We start from the raw sequence: 19874 nt of genomic DNA, 5'->3' as shown, positions 1-19874 counted from the left end.
AAGGGCCAGCCGGATGACCACGGAGGCGCCAGTCGAGCCACCGGTTCGACGTACCAAACAGCAGCGTCGTGCCGCACATATTGCGGAACACGCAAGTGGCAGCATGTGGGCCGTCGTCGCGAAGCTCGCGCTCCTCGGCATCGTTGACGCGATCGCGGTTTACGCGCTGATCGTCCTCATCGGATACCAGCAGTGGGGCGTTGCTACCCTCGTCGCCGCAGTCACGATCCTCGTCAACTGGATCTACTTCAGCCGAGGCAAACTGCCCGCCAAGTACCTCGTTCCTGGCGTTATCTTCCTCCTGATCTTCCAGGTGTTCGTGCTCGGTTACACCGGCTACATTGCGTTCACCAACCAGGGCACCGGCCACAGCCTCAACAAAGACCAGGCGATCAGCTCGCTGATGGCAACGTCGTTGGAACGCGTCGAAGACTCCGCCACCTATGACGTCACGGTCGTGGAGAGTGGCGCGGGCGAATTGGGCCTTTTAGTCACCGACCCAGACGGCGATGTGTGGGTCGGAACCAATGAGACCGGTCTTGAGGAAGTCTCAGGCGCGACGATGGAGAATGGCAAGGCCGTCGCCGTCGACGGCTGGACGAGCCTGAAGTTCGGCGACGTCGTTAACCGTTCTGACGAACTCGAAGCACTATCAATTCCGCTTTCTGATGACCCGAACGATGGCGCGCTGCGCAGCCCCGATGGTTCCAAGGGGTACCTCTACACGTCGACCCTGACCTACGACCCGGTCGCTGACACGATGACGAATGCGGATGGCATTGTCTTCGCAGACAACGGAACCGGATCCTTCACGGCAGATGATGGTTCCGTTCTCGTTCCTGGCTGGACAGTCGGCGTTGGCTTCGATAACTTCATTCGCGCCGTCACCGATCAGCGGCTCGCGCAGCCGCTGATGTACGTCACCGCGTGGACCTTCGCCTTCGCGATCCTGTCGGTGGCAACCACGTTCTTCCTCGGCCTCTTCCTCGCGATCGTGTTCAACGACATGCGCATGAAGGGTCGCAAGATCTACCGCTCGCTCATGATTCTGCCGTACGCGGTGCCGTCGTTCCTGTCGGCGCTGGTGTGGGCGGGCATGATGAACCAATCGTTCGGATTCATTAACGAAGTCCTGTTTGGCGGCGCGGATATACCGTGGCTGACCGATCCGTGGCTTGCTAAGGTGTCGATCCTGATCGTGAACCTGTGGCTTGGCTTCCCGTACATGTTCCTGGTGTGCATGGGCGCGTTGCAGTCCATCCCGGAGGATGCCCTGGAAGCGGCGAAGATGGACGGCGCGAAGCCCTGGGCGATCTTCCGCCTGATCAAGCTGCCGCTGTTGCTTGTCAGTGTCGCGCCGCTGCTGATCGCGTCGTTCGCGTTCAACTTCAACAACTTCAACGTGATCTACATGCTCACCAACGGTGGCCCGCGCGATACGGCGGCACCGATCCCCGTGGGCTTCACGGACATCCTGATCTCGATGGTCTACAAGGTTGCCTTCACCGGGCAGACCCGTGATTACGGCCTTGCGAGTGCCTACTCGATTCTGATCTTCGTCATCGTCGCCGTGATCTCGATCATTGCGTTCCGTCGCACGAAGAGCCTGGAGGAGCTGAACTAATGTCCACCACAGCAGTTCCCACCGATATCTCCACGATCCCGACGAAGCGACCCTTCAAGTTCGGTCGCTGGTTTACCGAGACCGGGTGGCGCCACATCGTCGGCGTCGTCATGGTGATCTTCTCGCTCTTCCCGATCATCTTCGTGATCTCTTCGTCGCTGAACCCGAACGGCACCCTCACCGGCTCCAACGCGCTGTTCTCGACGATCGGACTCGACAGCTATCTGCGCATTCTGAATGACCCGCAGGTTCCGTTCATGCAGTGGTTTGGCAACACGTTGCTTGTCGCTGGCATTACGAGCGTCGCAACGGTCTTCCTCGGCGCCCTCGCTGCCTACGCGTTCTCACGCATGCGGTTCCAGGGGCGTCGCGTCGGGCTGATGTCTATCGTGATCGTGCAGATGTTCCCGCAGATTCTGGCCGTCGTCGCCATCTTCTTGCTGATGTCGACGCTCGGTGAGTGGTTTCCCGCGATCGGCCTGAACACGCATGCCGGACTGATCCTGGTGTACCTCGGTGGCGCCCTCGGCGTGAACACGTACCTCATGTACGGCTTCTTCAACACGGTGCCGAAAGACATCGACGAAGCGGCGAAGATTGACGGTGCCAGCCACGCGCGCATCTTCTTTACGATCATTCTGCGTCTGGTTGCTCCGATCCTCGCTGTCGTTGCCCTGCTCAGCTTCATCGCAACCGTCAACGAGTTTGTGGTGGCGTCCGTCATTCTGACCGACAAGGAGGCGCAGACCCTCGCTGTTGGTCTCACGCAGCTCGTGTCGAACCCGCGCTATGCCGACTGGTCGGCGTTCTCCGCCGGCGCCGTGATGGCGGCTCTTCCCGTTGTCGCGCTCTTCCTCTTCCTGCAGAAGTACATCGTCGGTGGTCTGACCGCCGGTGCGGTCAAGTAAGCATCCGATGAAGCGCACTGTCGCCGCGGGGGCCATTCTGGCTCTCGCAGCGCTGTCATTAGCGGCATGTTCATCGACCGACGAGACGACCCGCAGCGATGTCGGTGTGCAACTCTTTCAAATGCCGTGGACGGCCATCGCCGATGAGTGCGAGTCAACCCTTGGCCCCGCCGGCTATGGCTGGGTGCTGACGTCTCCGCCGCAGGAGAGCATCACGGGCGACGAATGGTGGGTGTCGTATCAGCCGGTCAGCTATCAGCTCGACTCCCGACTCGGTACGCGCGATGAGTTCGCCGACATGGTGAAGCGGTGCGATGCGGTCGGTGTCGGAATCATCGCCGATGCCGTGATCAACCACATGTCGGGTCAGAGCGCGCCGGGCACAGGCTTTGCTGGCAGCGCCTACGAACACGACTCGTACCCTGGTCTTTACGAACCCGCTGACTTCCACGATTGCGGACTCACCGGCGACAACGACATCCGCAACTATCGCGACCGCGCCCAGGTACAGACGTGCGAACTCGTCAACCTCGCCGACCTCGACACCTCTGCACCGCACGTGCGCGCGACGATCGTGGCCTACCTGAACGACCTGCTGTCGCTGGGTGTCGACGGCTTCCGCATTGATGCAGCCAAACACATTGCGGCGACCGATGTTGAAGCTATCGTCGCCGAACTGCCAGCAAACACCACCATCATGAGCGAAGTGATCCGCGGATCAGGCGAGCCCGTCCTGCCCGAGGAATACCTGGGTGCGGGCAGCGTCTTCGAGTTCACCTACGCTCGCGACCTGGGCATTCAGTTTGTCTCCGGCAGCTTTACTGAACCCGATCTGAGCAACGAACGCCCGCAGCACGTTCCGTCTGATCAGGCCATCGTCTTCGTCGACAACCACGACACCGAACGCGGCGAAGCACAAATCACCTACCGCGACGGCGACGCGTATGCGATGGCGAACGTCCTGATGCTGGCTGATGACTACGGCACTCCCGTCGTCTACTCCGGTTACGCGTTCTCTGACCGTGATGCGGGGGCAAAAACAACGGCGAGCGGAACCATTGAACCGGTTGGTTGCGCCGAGGGCGCGCATGGTCCGCAGGACTTTGCGGATGGCGACCGCACGTGCATTCATGTGTGGGATGCGATTGCCCCCATGGTGGCATTCCGGATCGCCGTGGGAGAAGCGCCGCGTCTTCCCGGAGTGATGGTGGACGACGCGTACGCCTTCGAACGCGAGGGGAGGGGCGCTGTCGCCGTTAACCAGGGCGAGTCCGAGGCGACGCTCACCCTGCCCACCACGATGCCTGACGCAACCTACTGCGATGTCCTGGTTCCGGAGTGCGCTGTTACCGTCACCGTGGACAATGGCACAGCCACGTTTACTCTGGCTGCCGGCCAGAGTTCCGCGATCCATGTTGAGGCCGTCGCCCGTTGAGCGGCGTGGTCTCGTTGTCACTCATTACGCTGGGCACGACGAAAGGTTAGGAGCACCGTGACGAATCTGCTGCCCCACCATGATGGTTCCGATCTCTACGTTTCGACGCAGGCGCCCACGCTCGGCGACACCGTGCACGTGCGTGTGCGCGTGCCACAGGGGTATGGACCGCTGGCCGCGGTGCGCACCCGATCTAACCCCGACCACGAGCCGCGGTGGAGCGAGGCCGCGTTGATCTCGAGTGCTGACGGCTGGGACTGGTGGCAGGCCGAGATTGTGGTGGAGAACCCGCGGCACGGCTACCGCTTCCTCTTTATTCACGTCGACGGTTCCGTCACGACGCTCAACCAGTCGGGCATGCACATGGGGGAGACGCTCGACGCAGAAGACTTCGCGTTCGTCACGACGCCGGCTCCGCCCACGTGGCTGAACCAAGCGGTGATGTACCAAATCTTCCCGGACCGCTTCGCGCGCTCGGCGCAGGCCGACACGCATGAGACGCCGGAGTGGGCCATCCCGGCGGCCTGGGATGCCCCTGTCGACCCGGTGCTGCCCGGCCGTTCGCAGCAGTTCTATGGCGGTGACCTGGACGGCATCATCGAGCACCTTGATCACCTCGAAAATCTCGGCGTCACGCTCCTCTACCTGACCCCGGTATTTCCTGCGGCATCCAACCACCGATACGACGCGTCCAGCTTCTTGTCCGTCGATCCGCTGCTCGGCGGCGACGATGCCTACCGGCGGCTCATTGATGCCGTGCACGCCCGCGGCATGCGCATCATTGGCGACCTGACCAGCAACCACTCAGGCGACCGCCACGAATGGTTCCGCGCCGCCTACGGCAACCCGGATGCGCCGGAAAGCGACTTTTACTACTTCACCAACGCCGACAACACCGAATATGCGACGTGGATGGGCGCGCAGACGCTGCCGAAGTTCAACTGGGCATCGACGGAACTGCGCCGACGCTTCATCGAGGGCGAGGATTCGGTCGTCGCGCACTGGCTGAAACAGCCGTTCGGCATCGACGGTTGGCGCGTTGACGTTGCCAACATGACCGGTCGCTACGGTGACATTGACCTTAACGCCGACGTGCGACAGACCCTGTTGCGCACGGTGCAGGCAACGAACCCGGATGCGATTTTGCTCGGTGAATCCACGAACGACGCGACAAGCGACCTGCAGGGTGACGCTTGGCACGGCGCGATGACGTATCCGTCGTTCACCCGCCCGGTATGGGGCTGGCTGAGCGCCCCCGCCGGCACGCCGTGGCTCTCATACGACGGCGAAGAGCTCACTGAGCCATGGTTCTTCACGCAGCCGATCGGTGGCATTCCGCGCTACACGGCACGCGACGTCGCCACGGCGATGACCCGCTTCACCGCAGGCATCCCGTGGCGTGTGCGCCTCGGCAACATGCTGCCGCTCGACACCCACGACACCGCCCGCTTTGAGCAGAATGCGGCTGACGGAACCATGCCGCTGGCGGTGGGACTCTCGCTCACGGTGCCCGGGGTTCCGGTGGTATTCGCAGGCGACGAGTTCGCGTTGACCGGTGCCGATGGCGAGAGCAGCCGCACCCCGATTCCGTGGGGAACGGAGTCTGACCCCGCGATCGCCGAACGCATCGCCCTGTATCGCGAGCTGATTGCCCTCCGCCACGCGCATCCGGCGTTGCAGACCGGCGGCATGCGGTTCGTGCACGTCGACGATGAGGCGCTCGTGTTTGTTCGTGAGAGCGCCGCCGAGACGATGCTCGTCGTGGCGAGCCGGGGTGACCTGTCTGTCGAGCTCGACGCTGTTCTCCTTCCCGGTGCATCGCACGCCCAGGCGCTCTTCGGCGACGTGACCCTCGCCACCGCAACCGATGGTTCCGTTCTCCTGGAAGCCGAGGGCCCCGCGTTCGCGCTCTGGTCACTCCCCGGCGTGCGCACCGCTTAACCCTCTCTCCGCCGCGAAACACAATTTGGTCGGCGAAACACTGCCGCGCCGCATGTTTCTCGCCGACCAAATTGTGTTTCGCGTGAACCCACGTGTGGGGGCGCGACAAAATTGATGGACTTCCACGCGGGTCTCGGCCACACTGTGTGCCATGGGATCAGCGTTGACCACCATCGGATTACCCGTCGCCCTCGGCATCATCATGTTCGGCCTGGGCCTCAGCCTCACACCGCGCGACTTTGCACGCGTCGTGAAGCAGCCAAAAGCTGTCTTCCTGGCGCTGCTGTGCCAACTCATTCTGCTGCCTGCGATCTGTTTCGGGCTCGTGCTGTTGTTTCAGCTGCCGCCCGTGTTGGCCGTCGGCATGATGATGCTTGCGGCATCGCCTGGCGGAACCACGGCGAACCTTTATAGTCACCTGTTCCGCGGCGACGTGGCGCTGAACATTTCGCTTACGGCCGTCAACTCGGTCATCGCCGTTGTGACGTTGCCGCTCATCACAAATCTCGCCATCATGTACTTCCAGCCGTTCGACGACCAGCTCGGTATGCAGTGGTCGAAGGTCATCGAAGTCTTCGCCATTGTGCTGTTGCCCGTGGTGCTCGGCATGATCGTGCGGCACTTCGCTCCCGGCTTCGCGAAGCGCACCGACCGAGCCGTGCGCATCGTCTCGATGCTCGTGCTGGTCATTGTGATTGCCGGCGCCGTCGCCAGTAACTGGCAGCTGCTGGTCGACAACGTCGGCGCGCTCGCCGGAATCACGATCGTGTTCTGCATCATCAGCCTCGCCGTCGGCTATCTGGTTCCGCGCCTGGCGCGCGTCGGCAAACGCCAGTCGATCGCGGCGTCGTTTGAGATTGGTATTCACAACGCCACCCTCGCGATCGTCATCGCGCAAACCGTGATGGGCTCGATGGAGCTCAGCCTCCCCGCCGCTGTCTATGGCGTGCTGATGTTCTTCATCGCATTCGCTTTCGGCTTCGTCATTCGCGATCGCAACGCTGAGGCGGTAGCTGAGGCGCCGACGGCCGTGACGGAGGGTGCCGATGCGCCGTACACCTCATAGACTCAGCGAATGCAGGCTTTGACCGAAGCGGACGTCGCTCATGCGCTCCGCAACGCCACCGCAGAGGAAGTGAAGCACCTCACCGTGCCGATTGGTTTCTATATTGCCGATTGGGATCACCAAGACTTCTACGCGTGGGCGGATCCGCGGCACGCGGGCCGCGGATATCTCATTGTGCAGACGGGCGCGGAGGCAACCGGCATCGTATTGCGCCGCGCCGACGGTCACTCACGGGCGCGGTCGGCCCTCTGCAACATCTGCCACACGATGCAACCGGGAGATCAAGTTGCCATGTTCACTGCACGTAAGGCTGGGCAAGCGGGGGAGCGTGGCGACAGTATCGGAACCATGATGTGCGCAGATTTGTCGTGTCACGATAACGTGCGGCTGGCGGCTCCGCTTGCTCCAGGTGAAGTGCGAGCGAGTGTCGACCGCCGCATCGACTCCACCCGCATGCGCGCCGAGAATCTGGTTGCGCAGGTGCTGTAATGACCGCCGATGTCATCGTCATTGGAGATGCGCTCATCGATGAACTGCGCGATGAGCGCAGCGTGCGTGAGTTCGTCGGCGGCGCTGCCCTGAACGTTGCCGTGGGCCTTGCCCGACTCGGGCATTCCGTTGCGCTCATCGCCATGGTCGGAGATGACGCCGACGGCGACCGCGTGCGCACCTACCTGCAGACGTTCGGGGTCTCGCTGATCGCGACCCGATCACCACTCGGTACCGCGCGGGCCGTGAGTGAACGAGTCAATGGTGAGCCGACATACGCGTTCAATAACGCCTCACGGCGGCGCTCGATCGTCTTCGGCGATGCGGAGCGCGCGGCCATCGCCGCCGCACGCGGCGTGGTGGTGAGCTGTATGGCCCTTGACGATCCCGCGCAGGTCGACGGTCTGCGCGCCGCACTCGATGGTTCCGACGCTGACCTCTTCATCGACCCCAACCCGCGAGCCGGAATGATGCGCGACCTCGATGAGTTTGTGCGCGGCTTTGACAGGCTCCTTGCCCGCGCAAAACTCGTGAAGGTTGGCGACGACGACACCGAGCTGCTGTACGGATCCGGAGTGGAACCAGTGCGCGGCTGGTTGCGTGAGCGCGGCATTCCCGTGGTGGTCTCCACCCGTGGCCGCGGCGGTGCACGTGTCGACACCGCAGATGCCGTGGTTGAGCGTGGCATCGCGCACATGCCCGGGCAGGTCGTTGACACGATGGGGGCAGGGGACGCGGTGCTGGCGGCGATGGTGTCGTGGGTGCTGACCGCGCCAGAGCCCATCGATTGGGCGGCCGGTCTCGAGCGTGCCATGGATGTTGCAGCTGCCACTGTGCGCCACGAAGGAGCACTGTTGCAAATACCGGCTCAACCTGGCGAAAGTTACGACAAGATCGAGACGTAATCGTCGAGGGAACGGTGATCGTGCGCGGGTGAGAATCGATGACACTCGCGGGTAACGTGGTCGATTTTTTCCTCAGGCTTTGGCAGGGTAGTATCAATAATCGCGTCTCCGGTCGGCTGTACAAGTCGGACGGGGGTGCACCTGGCAAGTTACCCAAGCGGCCAAAGGGAGCTGACTGTAAATCAGCCTGCATTGCATTCGGGGGTTCGAATCCCTCACTTGCCACCAAACGAAGAAGACCCTGACGCATGTCAGGGTCTTCTTCGTTTATCCGGCGCTGGGGATTCGAACAGCGGTGCGTAGCACCGCGTAGTTCGATGGGCCCACAGCACAGAGGCTCCGCGCGCCATGCAATGGCGTGTGGAGGAGTGCTGGGGACCCTCACTTGCCACCAAACGAAGAAGACCCTGACGCATGTCAGGGTCTTCTTCGTTTATCCGGCGCTTTCGCCGTTGTTACCCAGCTCTTCCTTGGCTGCTGCGCCTTCGTGCTAACCTCGCGCGCGTTGTCATACTTACCTGGATGATGCTGGAGCGCATGGTGCAGGCAGACTTTCTAGGCTTGATGGGGCAAAATCTTGCATATAGGGGGCCAACATCATGACAACGCCATCGTCCACGGAGCCAGAGTCTACGCGGCGCGGTCGGCCAAAAGCGGCTGCCAAGCGCATCTTCCATGAGGTCAATACGCCCTATGGCGTGCACCCCGCACTGATCCCCGGAATCGGTGTGGACGACACCGGCCGCAAGTTCAGCACGAACTGGTGGGTGTTCGTCATTACCGCCGCTTTCGCGGTCGGTTTCGTTGTGTGGGGTCTCACCGACACCGTCGGCATGGGCACATTCGCAACCACCGCACTCAACGGAATCTCCTCCGGGTTCGGGTGGCTGTTCTCCCTGCTGACGATTGCCGTTTTCTTCTTCATGCTCATTGTCTCGATCGGCCAACGTGGCCGCATCGTGCTCGGTGCGGATGACGAGAAGCCGGAATTCTCCACCATCTCCTGGGTTGCCATGCTGTTCTCCGCAGGCATGGGCATTGGGCTGCTCTTCTACGGACCCTACGAGCCGCTGGTCTATTTCATGACACCGCCTTCGGGCTTTTCCGGCGACGCGGAGAGTCGTGACGCGATGCTCCATGCGATGGCCCAGACGATGTTCCACTGGGGGCCGATGGCCTGGGCGTACTACGCCCTCGTCGGTGGCGCCATCGCCTACGTTGCCTACCGTCGCGCTCGTTCGCCTCTCATCTCTTCGATCTTCGACCCCATCTTCAGCCAGAAAACCAAGGGGCCGATCGGCGCGGTGATCGATATCTTCGCGATCATCGTGACGCTGTTCGGTACCGCCGTTTCCCTCGGCATCGGTGCATTGCAAATCGCACGCGGCGTCGAAATCGTTGGCGGCATCGGCCCGGTGGGCAACAGCATCATCATCGCGATTATCGCGGTGCTGACGTGCGCCTTCATTCTGTCTGCGGTCTCGGGAGTCAAACGCGGCATCCGCGTGCTCTCCAACATCAACATGCTGATGGTGGCCGTGCTCGCCGCCTTCGTTTTCATCGCAGGCCCGACGCTGTTCCTGCTGAACTTCATTCCGTCATCCGGTGTCGCGTTCTTCAACGACCTCACCACGATGATGCAGCGCTCGCCCGTCGATGGCCCCGACACCGCCGAATTCATGAAGACCTGGACCACCTACTACTGGGCGTGGTGGGTGTCGTGGACGCCGTTCGTCGGCATGTTCATCGCAAAGATTTCTCGCGGCCGCACGATTCGCCAGTTCACGTTCGTCGTGATGATCGTTCCGTCAATCGTTTGCCTCATCTGGTTCGGTATTTTCGGCGGCACGGCGATGCGCATGGAGGAGAATGGCGCAGGCCTGTCGAAGGCTGATGACAGTCAAGACATCCTGTTCAGCCTGCTCGGCAACCTGCCGATCCCGCTGATCACCTCGGTCATCGCGATGGTCGCGGTCGTCATCTTCTTCGTCACTAGCGCCGACTCGGCCTCAATCGTGATGGGTCAAATGAGCCAGAGCGGCAATCCGCAACCGACGCGGTGGGTCACCATCACGTGGGGTGTCGCGCTGTCGGCCATTGCCACCACGCTGCTGCTGGCCGGTGGCCGCGACGCACTCACCGCACTTCAAGCCCTGGTGACCGTCTCGGCGCTTCCCTTCGCGTTCGTGATCATCGGCATCATGTTTGCGTGGTGGCGTGACCTCTCCACTGACCCGCTGATTCTGCGAAACAAGTTCGCTGAAGTCGCGATCGAAGAGGGCATCAAGCGCGGTATCGAAGAACACGGTGACGACTTCGTGTTTGAGGCCTCCGCGACGGCGCCAGACGAGGGCGCTGGCGCGTGGCTCGACACGGAAAATCCGGAACTCACCGAATGGTACGACGACGCCCGCACCGGGCAGATCGACGTGATTCGTGCGCAAAAGGCCGAGCAAGACGCCCTCGAAGCCGTCGAGCATGAGGCGATTGAGCAGGCTAACCGTGAGGCGATCGAGGCGTCCGATCATGAGGCGCTCGAGGCGATCGAAGCTCCGGAACCGCCTCAGTCCGAGGCGACGGATGGCGAGTTGCCGAAGGCATAGCGACCAAAACATCTGCCGGAACCGTGCTGCGAGATCTGCAACATGGTTCCGGCTTTTCTTTGCATTCGCTGAAAAGCGCGTCATCACATTGCGCAGAGACCGAACGGCAAATAAATTACATATGTAAGTAACTTACAGATGTAAAGAAGGCATGTGATGGAAGACCCCCGCGCTGTGCGCTCCCGCGAACAACTGATGCGCGCGATCGCCGAGTTCCTGGAGCAGGGAGTCGCCCCCACCGTCACCGACACCGTGACCCGCGCCGGTGTTAGCCGCCCGACCTTCTACCAGCACTTCGGCGATCTGCAGACGGCATACGCCGAGACCGGCCTTGCTCGTGTGCAACAGCAACTGAACCTCATTCCCATGCCTGGCGTGGGCGAGGCGAGTGAAGCGCAAGTCACCCCGACCTGGATGGCTCTCACCACTCACCTGCACGACCACCACGCGTTTTACCAGACCGCGCTGCGCGAGGCTGGATCCCGCCGCCTCAGCGATCGCATCGTGGCTTTTATCGCCGAGCGCATTATTCGCGTCTCCCCCCTGGGGGCGCCGTACCGAGACCTTCCAGCCGGAGAAATTCCTGACCACATCCTGGTGCTCGCTGCCGGTCTGTTCGCCCTGATCGGCCGGTGGCTTGATGGCGATGAGCCCGAGGCGCCCGCCCGCATGACCGAACGTATCGTCGCGGTCTTTCTCTCCTTCAGCTCACGCCCGGCCACGGCCTGACACCCTCAATCGAAAGCCGACTCATGTCGAAAAAGCGCCCCTCCGCGCGCCTGATTTCCCGCCTCCGCACGGCGATCGTCATCGCAGCCATCGCCGCGATCCCGCTGATCTATGCCGGCGCCCTGACGTGGTCGAATCAAGACCCCACGCACAATCTCGACCAGGTGCCGGCAGCCGTGGTCAATAACGACACCCCAGCGGTTGCTGGCGATCGCACGATTGATCTGGGTGCAGAAGTCACCGCAGAGTTGGTTGACTCCACCGCGTCAAACAACTTCAACTGGGTTGAGTATGACGAGAGCGACGCAGCGGCGGCTCTCGGGCGCGGCGACGTGCTCGCTGTCCTCACGATTCCCGAAGACTTCTCCCAGCACGCCGCATCTCCTGCCGAGGCTGATCCCATCGACGCCTCCGTTGCCACCATCACGATCGAGACCAACGATGGCGCCAACATGATCAGCGGAACCATTGCCGCATCGATTGCGACGTCGGTGCGCGAGAGCCTCGCCAGCGAAGTGAGTGCCACGTACCTCGAGCAGATTTACCTTGGCTTCAGCGATATTCACGCGGGCATGGCCGATGCTCGTGACGGCGCGACTGAGCTGACTGACGGCGCAAGCAAAGCGCAGACCGGGGCGGGCACTCTCGTCGTCGGGTTGACCGATTTGGCGAACGGAACCACGACATTGCAGTCGGGAGCACAAACGTTGGCGACGGGGGCGGCACAAGCATCAACCGGCGCCGACTCGCTGGCGCAGGGCCTCGCCCTCCTCGTGCTCAATGCGGCCGATCTGCCGACGCAAGCGACACAGCTTGATACCGGCGCTGACGCGATTGCGACGGGAGCATCGCAATTGTCGACCGGCCTTGCCACATTGTCGACCGGAACCACGACGGTGGCAACGGGCTCCGCTAACGCTCGCGACAGCGCGCAGCAGCTGAGCGACGGGCTCACCGCGTTTGCGGCACAAACCCCGCAGGCAGTGACCGGCGCTGCCGCCCTGAAAACCGGGATCGATGACCTCACGGCGGCCTGGCCGATGTTGACTGACGAACAAAAACTTGCTGCCCTTGAGGCGCTCAGCACCGGTGCACAAACCCTGAGCGACGGACTCGCGACAGCCGATGCCAGTGCGCAACAGCTTGCGATCGGAGCCGCTCAACTCGTGGGATCCTCCGAACAGGGCACCGGGCTCGCCGCTCTGGCAGACGGTGCACTGCAGCTGCAGACCGGAGCGGGCACCGCGGCGACGTCAGCCGTCACGCTGAGTACGGGCGCCACCACGCTGGCGGCGGGAACGCAAGCGCTCGCTGATGCCGCCCCCACCCTTGTCTCCGCGATGACGACCGCATCCACCGGTGCCACTGAGCTTGCCACTGGGGTGAGCCAGCTCTCCGCGGGCGCGTCGTCGCTCGCTGATGGCACGACGACACTGGAAACCGGTGCGCAGAGCGCTGTCACCGGCGCATCAGATCTCGCCACCGGTCTCGGTGCGCTCACCGACGGAACCACAGAATTGCGCGACGGTCTCGTCGACGGCGCAGCCGAGGTTCCGACGTACACAGACAGCGAGGCGAAAGCACTCAGCTCTGTTGCCAGCGACCCGATAACGACGGACGCCTCGCGGCTCAACGAAGTGGCCGGCTACGGTCATGGACTCGCGCCGTACTTCTTGTCGCTTGCGCTGTGGGTCGGGGCGCTTGCGTTCTACCTGATGTTCCCGGCGATGAACAAACGTGCTCTCGTCGCAGCGCGCACCGCCATCGGCGCCGCCGTGCGTTCATACCTGCCTGGCGCGCTGATGGCCGTCGCGCAGAGCGTCTTGGCCGTGTTGATTTTGACGGGGCCGGTCGGTATCAACGTCGTCAATCCGTGGGGTCTGTGGGGTATCGCCCTGCTGACCAGCCTGACGTTCGTCGCCATCAACCAGGCCCTCATTGCGTTGCTGGGCGCACCCGGCCGATTCTTTGCACTTGTCATGATCGTGCTGCAGCTTTCCGCCGCTGGTGGCACCTACCCGATTCAGACCGCGCCATCGTTCTTCCAAAGCATCCACAACGCACTTCCGCTGACGCACTCGCTGGAAGCGATGCGCTCCATGATTGCTGGCGGAGATCTCGGGGTGGCCGCTGCCATCAGCGTTCTCACGCTGTGGTTGCTCGGTGCCGTGCTCGTCACGACCCTCGCCGCGCTCCTGGCTCGTCGCACCCATCGGGTGCGGTCCGCCGTCACGAGCCCAGACACGCTAGAAGACATTGCTTCCGATGAATCCGCCGCGGAGGTAACTGATGATGCCGCTGCACCAGAGGTAACCGACGCGAGTGAACACCCGGAGAATCTCGACGATGAGCCGGTTGCACCGGTGCAGGCACGCACTACCGTGGAGGCATGAGCTCCGAAGCTGATTTGCTGGCCATTGCCGTTGACATTGCGGAAGAAGCGGCGGCGTTGGCTGCTCACCGCCGAGCGCAGGGAGTGACGGTCGCGGCCAGCAAGTCTGTGCTGGCCGACATCGTCACCGAAGCCGACCGCGAAGTCGAAGATCTCATTCGCACCCGTCTGGCAGCAGAACGCCCCGGTGATGGTTTCATCGGTGAGGAGTCCGGAGATGCGAATGGAACCACGGATGTCACGTGGGTGGTGGATCCGATCGACGGAACCGTCAACTACTCGTTCGGGATCCCGTCGTACGCGGTGAGTATTGCCGCCGTCAGCGGTGGCAGCACATTGGAATCGTGGACGGCGCTCGCCGGAGTGGTCGCGGCACCGGCGCTGGGCGAAACCTTCACGGCCGCACGCGGCGAGGGCTCGTGGCTGGGGGAGCAGCGCTTAGGCGTGTCGACGACGTGGCCTGCCGGCGCCCTGATTGCTTCTGGGTTCGGTTATGATCCCGCGACGCACGAGGGCGATCTGGCGAATGTGGCAAAGATCATGCCGATCGCGCGCGACCTGCGACGAATGGGGGCCGCATCGCTCGATCTGGCTTTCGTGGCAGCCGGACGCCTCGATGGTTACTTTGAGCGAGGCCTCAAGCCCTGGGACTACGCTGCCGGTGCTCTCCTTGTTGTGGAAGCCGGGGGAGAGGTACGCCGCACGATGCTGGATTCACCTCGTCCGATGTGTGTAGCCGGTACAAAAGAACTTGTGCGTGAAATTCTTGAACGGATAGATTCCTAACAAAGGTCGGCGTTGCCATCGAGTTCTCAGCCGCTCGCATGTAGTGTTTACCCATTCGTTACTTTCTCCCCGAGAGAGTGCAAGCCCCCATCGCCACCCGAATGGCGAAAACCCGAAAGTCCTCCCCCTTTTGACGAATGAAGCTGAGCGCGTGCCTGACACACGCGCACATGATGGTGTGCGGCCATCAGAGGCTTTGGCTACCACCAACTCCCCTCTGACGCGTCGTGCCATGCGAGCCTTGGCGACCGCCGCCGTCGTGAGTGAAACGGCGAATGAGCTCGGCAACGTGTCTGAAACGAGCGTCGTGCCCGTGGCTCCGGCACCCACCCGTCGGTCCCGCGTTCGCGAAACCGCGGCCGCTACTCTCGCGGTTGAGCAGGCTACCTCCGCTACCGCCGAGGCCGCTGCGACCGCCGAGCCCGCAGTTATCGCCGAGCCCGCAGCTACCGCCGAGCCTGAGGCCGCTGCCAAGAAGCAGCCTGCCGGTGACAAGCTCGCGAACGAAAAGCCCGAGGGCGATGCTCCCACTGGCGCCGCGTTTGGCCTCACTGATACCGATGCGAATGACAAAGCGGCGAGCGATCAGGCCGACGCCTTTGAACATGCCGCTCGGCTCTTTGCCTTCACCGGTGAGATCGCCCTCACCGACGTCGTTGAAAAGCCCACCATCGTTCCCACCGCAGATGACCCGCTCAGCGACGTCCGTGGTTCCGCGCCTCGCAAGGCCCGCTCCAACTTTCGCAAAATTGCAACGGCCGGTTTCTCGGTCAGCGTGATGGGTGTCATCGGCGCCTTCGTCTTCTCGATGAGCATGCCGTTCATGGGTGCATCGTCTTCGACGCCTGAGGCTGCTGCCGCAACCACATCGCTGACGCCGATTGACGAATCTGAGATTCAAGCTTTCGTTGCTTCAAGCGAAGTAGAGAACGCGACGGTTGCTCGCGAAAGCGACTATTCACAGGTCACCGCGGCACAGATTGCTGACGAAACCGGCATTGCCTACTCGTCGAACGTCTTCACCAACGACCGCACCGCTGCGATCCAGTGGCCGTTCGCGGTCGGCGTTGACATGTCGTACGGATACGGCATGCGCGATGGTCGTCTGCACGAAGGAATCGACTTCACGCCCGGCGCAGGAGCTCCTATTCAGAGCATCGCCGACGGTGTTGTTCGTATTGCAACCGAGAACGGTGGCAATTATGGCGTGACCGTTTATGTCGATCATGTGATCGACGGCGCGGTCATCACGAGCCACTACTCGCACATGCAGTATGGCTCCCTTGCTGTTGTCGAAGGACAAGAAGTCAAGGTCGGAGACCCAATCGGTTTGACGGGTAACACCGGCCGGTCGTTTGGCGCGCACTTGCACTTTGAACTCATCGTCAATGGTTCCACCATCGACCCGATGCCGTGGTTGAAGGAGCACGCTGGGTAGTGGTCAAAACCACTCAAAAGTGATGCTACGATTTTCTAGTTGCCTGATTCGCTCAGGTACGCCCCGATAGCTCAGTGGCAGAGCACTTCCATGGTAAGGAAGGGGTCGTCAGTTCAATCCTGACTCGGGGCTCAGCATCCTCTGGATGACTGTGGCAGGGTAGCTCAGCTGGTTAGAGCGCACGACTCATAATCGTGAGGTCGCGGGTTCAAGCCCCGCTCCTGCTACCAAAACCAAAAGGTCCCGCAAGGGGCCTTTTGCTTTTGGTATGAGAGCGCCGCGCTACGCTGATGCCATGACAGCAGCGTTGCGTGACCGAGCATACGGAGCCTTCATCGGGCTCGCCGTCGGTGACGCGTTGGGGATGCCCACGCAGTGCTTCTCGCGCGTCGCCATCAGCGAGCGCTACGGGGTGCTGAGCGGATTCGAGCCGGCACCCGCCGACAACGAGATCAGCCGCGGCATGGCCGCCGCCCGCGTCACAGATGACACCGATCAAGCGGTGATGATCGCAGAGCTCCTCATCGAGGGCCGCGGTCACGTCAATCCGCACCAACTCGCCGAGCGCTTTCTCGCGTGGCAACAGCGCATGCAAGCACGTGGTTCCGAAGATCTCCTCGGACCCTCAACGATTCGCGCCCTCACGGCGGTGGCGAATGGAACCTCGCCGCACGACTCGGGACGATGGGGCGACACAAACGGGGCGGCAATGCGCATTGCTCCGATCGGCATCGCGACTCCCGCTCACGACGTCGAAGCGCTTGTTGATGCCGTCGTCGGGGCAAGTTTTGTGACGCACAACACCGGTGTGGCGATCGCCGGGGCCGCCGCCGTTGCCGCGATCGTGTCCGCTGGCATTTCAGGGCACGACTGGCACGACAGCATTGACCTCGCTTTCGACGCGATCGCCGACGGTGAGACGCGCGGCCACTACGTTCCGGCGCCCAGCATGCTTGCTCGGGTGCAGTGGGCTCTCGATATCGTCAACGAAAACGATGAGCACACGGCGCTCGACCTGATCGCCGACCTGGTCGGTACGAGTGTTGCGACCCAGGAGTCGGTGCCAGCCGCCATCGCCATCGCGCAGCTTTTCCGCGGCGACGCGTGGCGCGCGGTTCGCGAAGCTGCGAGCATTGGCGGCGACTGCGACACCATCGCGGCGATGACCGGTGCCATGCTCGGCGCCCACCATGGTTCCGGTGGCTTCCCGGCCGAAGCCCGCGATCAACTTCTTGCCGTCAACGCTGGGCTCGATCTCGACTCGCTCGTCGATGGACTCCTCGCATTGCGGGCGGCAGCATGAGCCGAGTTGTCAGCACCGGAAGCATCATCGTCGATCTCACGGTGACGGTTCCGGCGGTGCCTGTTCCCGGCGGCGATGTGCTGGCTTCGCCGTTGCGCGCGCTCGTCGGTGGCGGCTTCAATCTGGTCGCGGCGGCGTCGCGTCACGGAGCCCACGTCGTATATGCGGGCGTGATCGGCACCGGCCCCTACGGGCAGCTGGCTTCAGCCGCTCTTGCCGCTGAAGGGATCTCCCGCGTACCAGGCACCGCTGCGACGGGCGATACGGGGGTGTGCATCACGCTTGTCGATGCCAACGCAGAGCGAACATTCATCACATCTCCCGGTGCAGAATCGCGCCTCACGCCAGAACACCTCGACGCCGTACGCCCGAAACCCGACGATGTCGTTTGCGTCTCCGGGTACGACGCGGTGTACGAAGGCTCGCGCGACGCACTGACTGAGTGGGTCATGTCACTCCCGCTGGGGACGACGATCGTTTTCGATCCGGGCCCGCTGGTGTCAGAGATTCCGGAGTCGGTCTGGAACGCGCTCCTTTCCCGCACCGACGTGCTGACGCTCAATGACCAGGAGGCCGAGAGGTTGACGCCTGGCGTGGTCCCGGCCGATCAGCACTTCGCGCTGCGTGAGCGGCTGCGCCTCAGGCCCGAAACGGCAACGGTCATTCGTCGGGGATCGGCCGGGTGCACGTGGCGGTCAAACAGCGCGCACGGTCATGTGTCAGCGCCTCGTGTGGTCGCCGTTGACACCACGGGTGCCGGAGATACACACACCGGAACCATGGCTGCGGCTTTGGCGGAGGGATTCGATTTGCCGACGGCGTTGCGTCGCGCAAATGTGGCGGCAGCCGACTCCGTCACACGGCAAGGCCCGGCGACCGCACCGACGCGCGCTCAGTTGGACGCTTTACTCACGCGCGTCAGCCGCTAGCGCTCACACCATTCCTCGACGTAACTGGCGTCGCCTGGCATGGTGAGGTCGAGATCGCGCAGTTGGATCGAGATTTCCGCCCCGTAGTGTTCGCACGCCGATGCGAATGACTCGCGGTCATACTCGATGTCGTACACACGCTCGGGGTAGATCGCGGCGTAATCGGCGCATTCATCGAAGGCTCCGCACTCTTCCACAATCGCGAAGTCGAACCCCTCGGTTCCGTTCACGAATACGGCGCCCTCATCTCCGAAGCCGGTTTCCGCGTCGATAGCGTTCTTTTGGCCGATAGCGAGGCCGGCGTCGTGAGCGTGCGTAACGACGAGAGCGAGGTACGCGCGGATGTCAGCATGGGTGAGCAGGCCGTGAGAGCGTTCGTTGCTGTCGATATTGTCCGGTTCGATCGCGTCGAAGCCGTCTTCGGCGCATTGCTCAATCCACTTTCGTTGAATATCGAACAGCGCGTCCCGCTTGGCGGCCGTTGACACATCAAAGAGCGCCTCGTCCCATTCCTCATCGATGACGAGGTCACCGGCACCGTCACGCAACAGGAGCGAAGGGTGATTCGCCCCCCACCATGCGGTCGTGCCGTAGGAGCCGGGGTCGCGTACGGAACCATCAGGTTGCGTCTGCAAGACATTGACGTAGCAAACGTTGAAGACCGCGCCGGAGGCCGGACTCTCGGTGCGATCACGCACCACAATGTCCGTGCCGGCGGGCGGGGCGTATGAACCACCCAGTTGGTAGGACAGCGCGCCTGCCGCTGGCGGAACCTCGTAGCCGGAAGAGGAGATCGGTGCGCACGCTGACATGGGGGACACACAGATCATGGCGGCCACGATGGTCAGGGCCGTGCGACGGCCGGCTGCAGAATGCATGTGCCTACTGTACGGATCGTGGTTCTGCGCGACGCCAGATGTCACGCGAAGAACGTCCAAAAGATAAAAATTAGCGTGATTCCGCGGAAGTGGTCATACGACACGCCCGAGATATGCGCTGGATTTGCCCGACCCCCAGAACCCGCGTAAGTTATTACCTGTTCGCCCCACAGGGTAGAGCGGAAGGCCAGACGGCCTGGCTCCCCTCAAGCTGGTGAACATCCCGGTTAGCAAGATCCGCAAGGATGAGCTACAGTGGAAACCCAGCCCCAACTGTTCTAAACAAACCGCGTGTCGGTTTGACAGAACGAAGTGGCTAGGTAAGATAGAGAAGTTGCCCTTCGGCAGGCCAGGAATGGTTTGGTGGGGGAGCATCCGATCCTTGAGAACTCAACAGCGTGCACTTGTCAAATGCCAAATTATCCTCGTCTAGCTTCGGCTGGGTGAG

General features: G+C 62.5%; 15 protein-coding genes and 3 tRNA genes. 17 read left to right on the top strand and 1 reads right to left on the bottom strand.

The window, feature by feature from the left end:
• Positions 1–13 precede the first annotated feature (13 nt).
• From KTJ77_RS10280 to KTJ77_RS10200, 17 genes are all read left to right on the top strand, one after another.
• Complete coding sequence (locus KTJ77_RS10280) at positions 14–1624, top strand: ABC transporter permease subunit (RefSeq protein ID WP_217338463.1); 1611 nt, start codon at positions 14–16, stop codon at positions 1622–1624.
• Positions 1624–2532 (top strand): sugar ABC transporter permease, encoded by a 909-nt coding sequence (locus KTJ77_RS10275; protein WP_217338462.1) that lies wholly within the window; start codon positions 1624–1626, stop codon positions 2530–2532. Before KTJ77_RS10280 ends, KTJ77_RS10275 begins: the two co-directional genes overlap by 1 nt.
• Positions 2533–2539: 7 nt before the next feature.
• The gene (locus tag KTJ77_RS10270; protein WP_217338461.1) at positions 2540–3967 is read left to right on the top strand and encodes an alpha-amylase family protein; all 1428 of its coding nucleotides are present in this window, start codon (positions 2540–2542) and stop codon (positions 3965–3967) included.
• A gap of 57 nt (positions 3968–4024) precedes the next feature.
• A complete protein-coding gene (locus KTJ77_RS10265) occupies positions 4025–5908 on the top strand; it encodes a glycoside hydrolase family 13 protein (RefSeq protein WP_217338460.1) in 1884 nt (627 codons plus the stop codon).
• Positions 5909–6059: 151 nt separating this feature from the next.
• Positions 6060–6974, top strand: coding sequence for a bile acid:sodium symporter family protein (locus tag KTJ77_RS10260; protein ID WP_217338459.1), 915 nt, complete (start codon positions 6060–6062; stop codon positions 6972–6974).
• A gap of 9 nt (positions 6975–6983) precedes the next feature.
• Positions 6984–7463, top strand: coding sequence for an FBP domain-containing protein (locus tag KTJ77_RS10255; RefSeq protein ID WP_217338458.1), 480 nt, complete (start codon positions 6984–6986; stop codon positions 7461–7463).
• Positions 7463–8368, top strand: coding sequence for a PfkB family carbohydrate kinase (locus KTJ77_RS10250; protein WP_217338457.1), 906 nt, complete (start codon positions 7463–7465; stop codon positions 8366–8368). The genes KTJ77_RS10255 and KTJ77_RS10250 overlap by 1 nt, the downstream gene beginning before the upstream one ends.
• Positions 8369–8511: 143 nt before the next feature.
• Positions 8512–8596, top strand: a tRNA-Tyr gene (locus tag KTJ77_RS10245).
• A 371-nt stretch (positions 8597–8967) separates the two neighbouring features.
• The gene (locus KTJ77_RS10240) at positions 8968–10971 is read left to right on the top strand and encodes a BCCT family transporter (RefSeq protein ID WP_217338456.1); all 2004 of its coding nucleotides are present in this window, start codon (positions 8968–8970) and stop codon (positions 10969–10971) included.
• 156 nt (positions 10972–11127) lie between these two features.
• The gene (locus KTJ77_RS10235) at positions 11128–11700 is read left to right on the top strand and encodes a TetR/AcrR family transcriptional regulator (RefSeq protein WP_254367777.1); all 573 of its coding nucleotides are present in this window, start codon (positions 11128–11130) and stop codon (positions 11698–11700) included.
• Positions 11701–11723: 23 nt separating this feature from the next.
• On the top strand, positions 11724–14093 hold the full coding sequence (locus KTJ77_RS10230; RefSeq protein ID WP_217338454.1) for a YhgE/Pip domain-containing protein: 2370 nt from the start codon (positions 11724–11726) through the stop codon (positions 14091–14093).
• Positions 14090–14878 (top strand): inositol monophosphatase family protein, encoded by a 789-nt coding sequence (locus KTJ77_RS10225; RefSeq protein WP_217338453.1) that lies wholly within the window; start codon positions 14090–14092, stop codon positions 14876–14878. Before KTJ77_RS10230 ends, KTJ77_RS10225 begins: the two co-directional genes overlap by 4 nt.
• A gap of 151 nt (positions 14879–15029) precedes the next feature.
• The gene (locus tag KTJ77_RS10220) at positions 15030–16316 is read left to right on the top strand and encodes a M23 family metallopeptidase (protein WP_367948903.1); all 1287 of its coding nucleotides are present in this window, start codon (positions 15030–15032) and stop codon (positions 16314–16316) included.
• 60 nt (positions 16317–16376) lie between these two features.
• Positions 16377–16448 (top strand) — tRNA-Thr (locus KTJ77_RS10215).
• Between the two features lie 21 nt (positions 16449–16469).
• Positions 16470–16546 (top strand) — tRNA-Met (locus KTJ77_RS10210).
• A 65-nt stretch (positions 16547–16611) separates the two neighbouring features.
• A complete protein-coding gene (locus KTJ77_RS10205; RefSeq protein ID WP_217338452.1) occupies positions 16612–17619 on the top strand; it encodes an ADP-ribosylglycohydrolase family protein in 1008 nt (335 codons plus the stop codon).
• Positions 17616–18548, top strand: a complete 933-nt coding sequence (locus KTJ77_RS10200; protein ID WP_217338451.1) for a PfkB family carbohydrate kinase — start codon at positions 17616–17618, stop codon at positions 18546–18548. Before KTJ77_RS10205 ends, KTJ77_RS10200 begins: the two co-directional genes overlap by 4 nt.
• On the opposite strand, the gene KTJ77_RS10195 is transcribed toward KTJ77_RS10200, so the two are convergent.
• Entirely contained in the window at positions 18545–19426 is an 882-nt protein-coding gene (locus tag KTJ77_RS10195; protein WP_217338450.1) for an endo alpha-1,4 polygalactosaminidase, read from the bottom strand. The two genes, KTJ77_RS10200 and KTJ77_RS10195, sit on opposite strands and share 4 nt — an antisense overlap.
• Between the last annotated feature and the right edge of the window lie 448 nt (positions 19427–19874).

This window comes from Microbacterium sp. NC79, assembly GCF_019061125.1.
Taxonomy (GTDB): Bacteria; Actinomycetota; Actinomycetes; order Actinomycetales; family Microbacteriaceae; genus Microbacterium.
The sequence above is the reverse complement of the archived record's forward strand: the minus strand, read 5'-3'. Positions and strand labels throughout refer to the sequence as shown.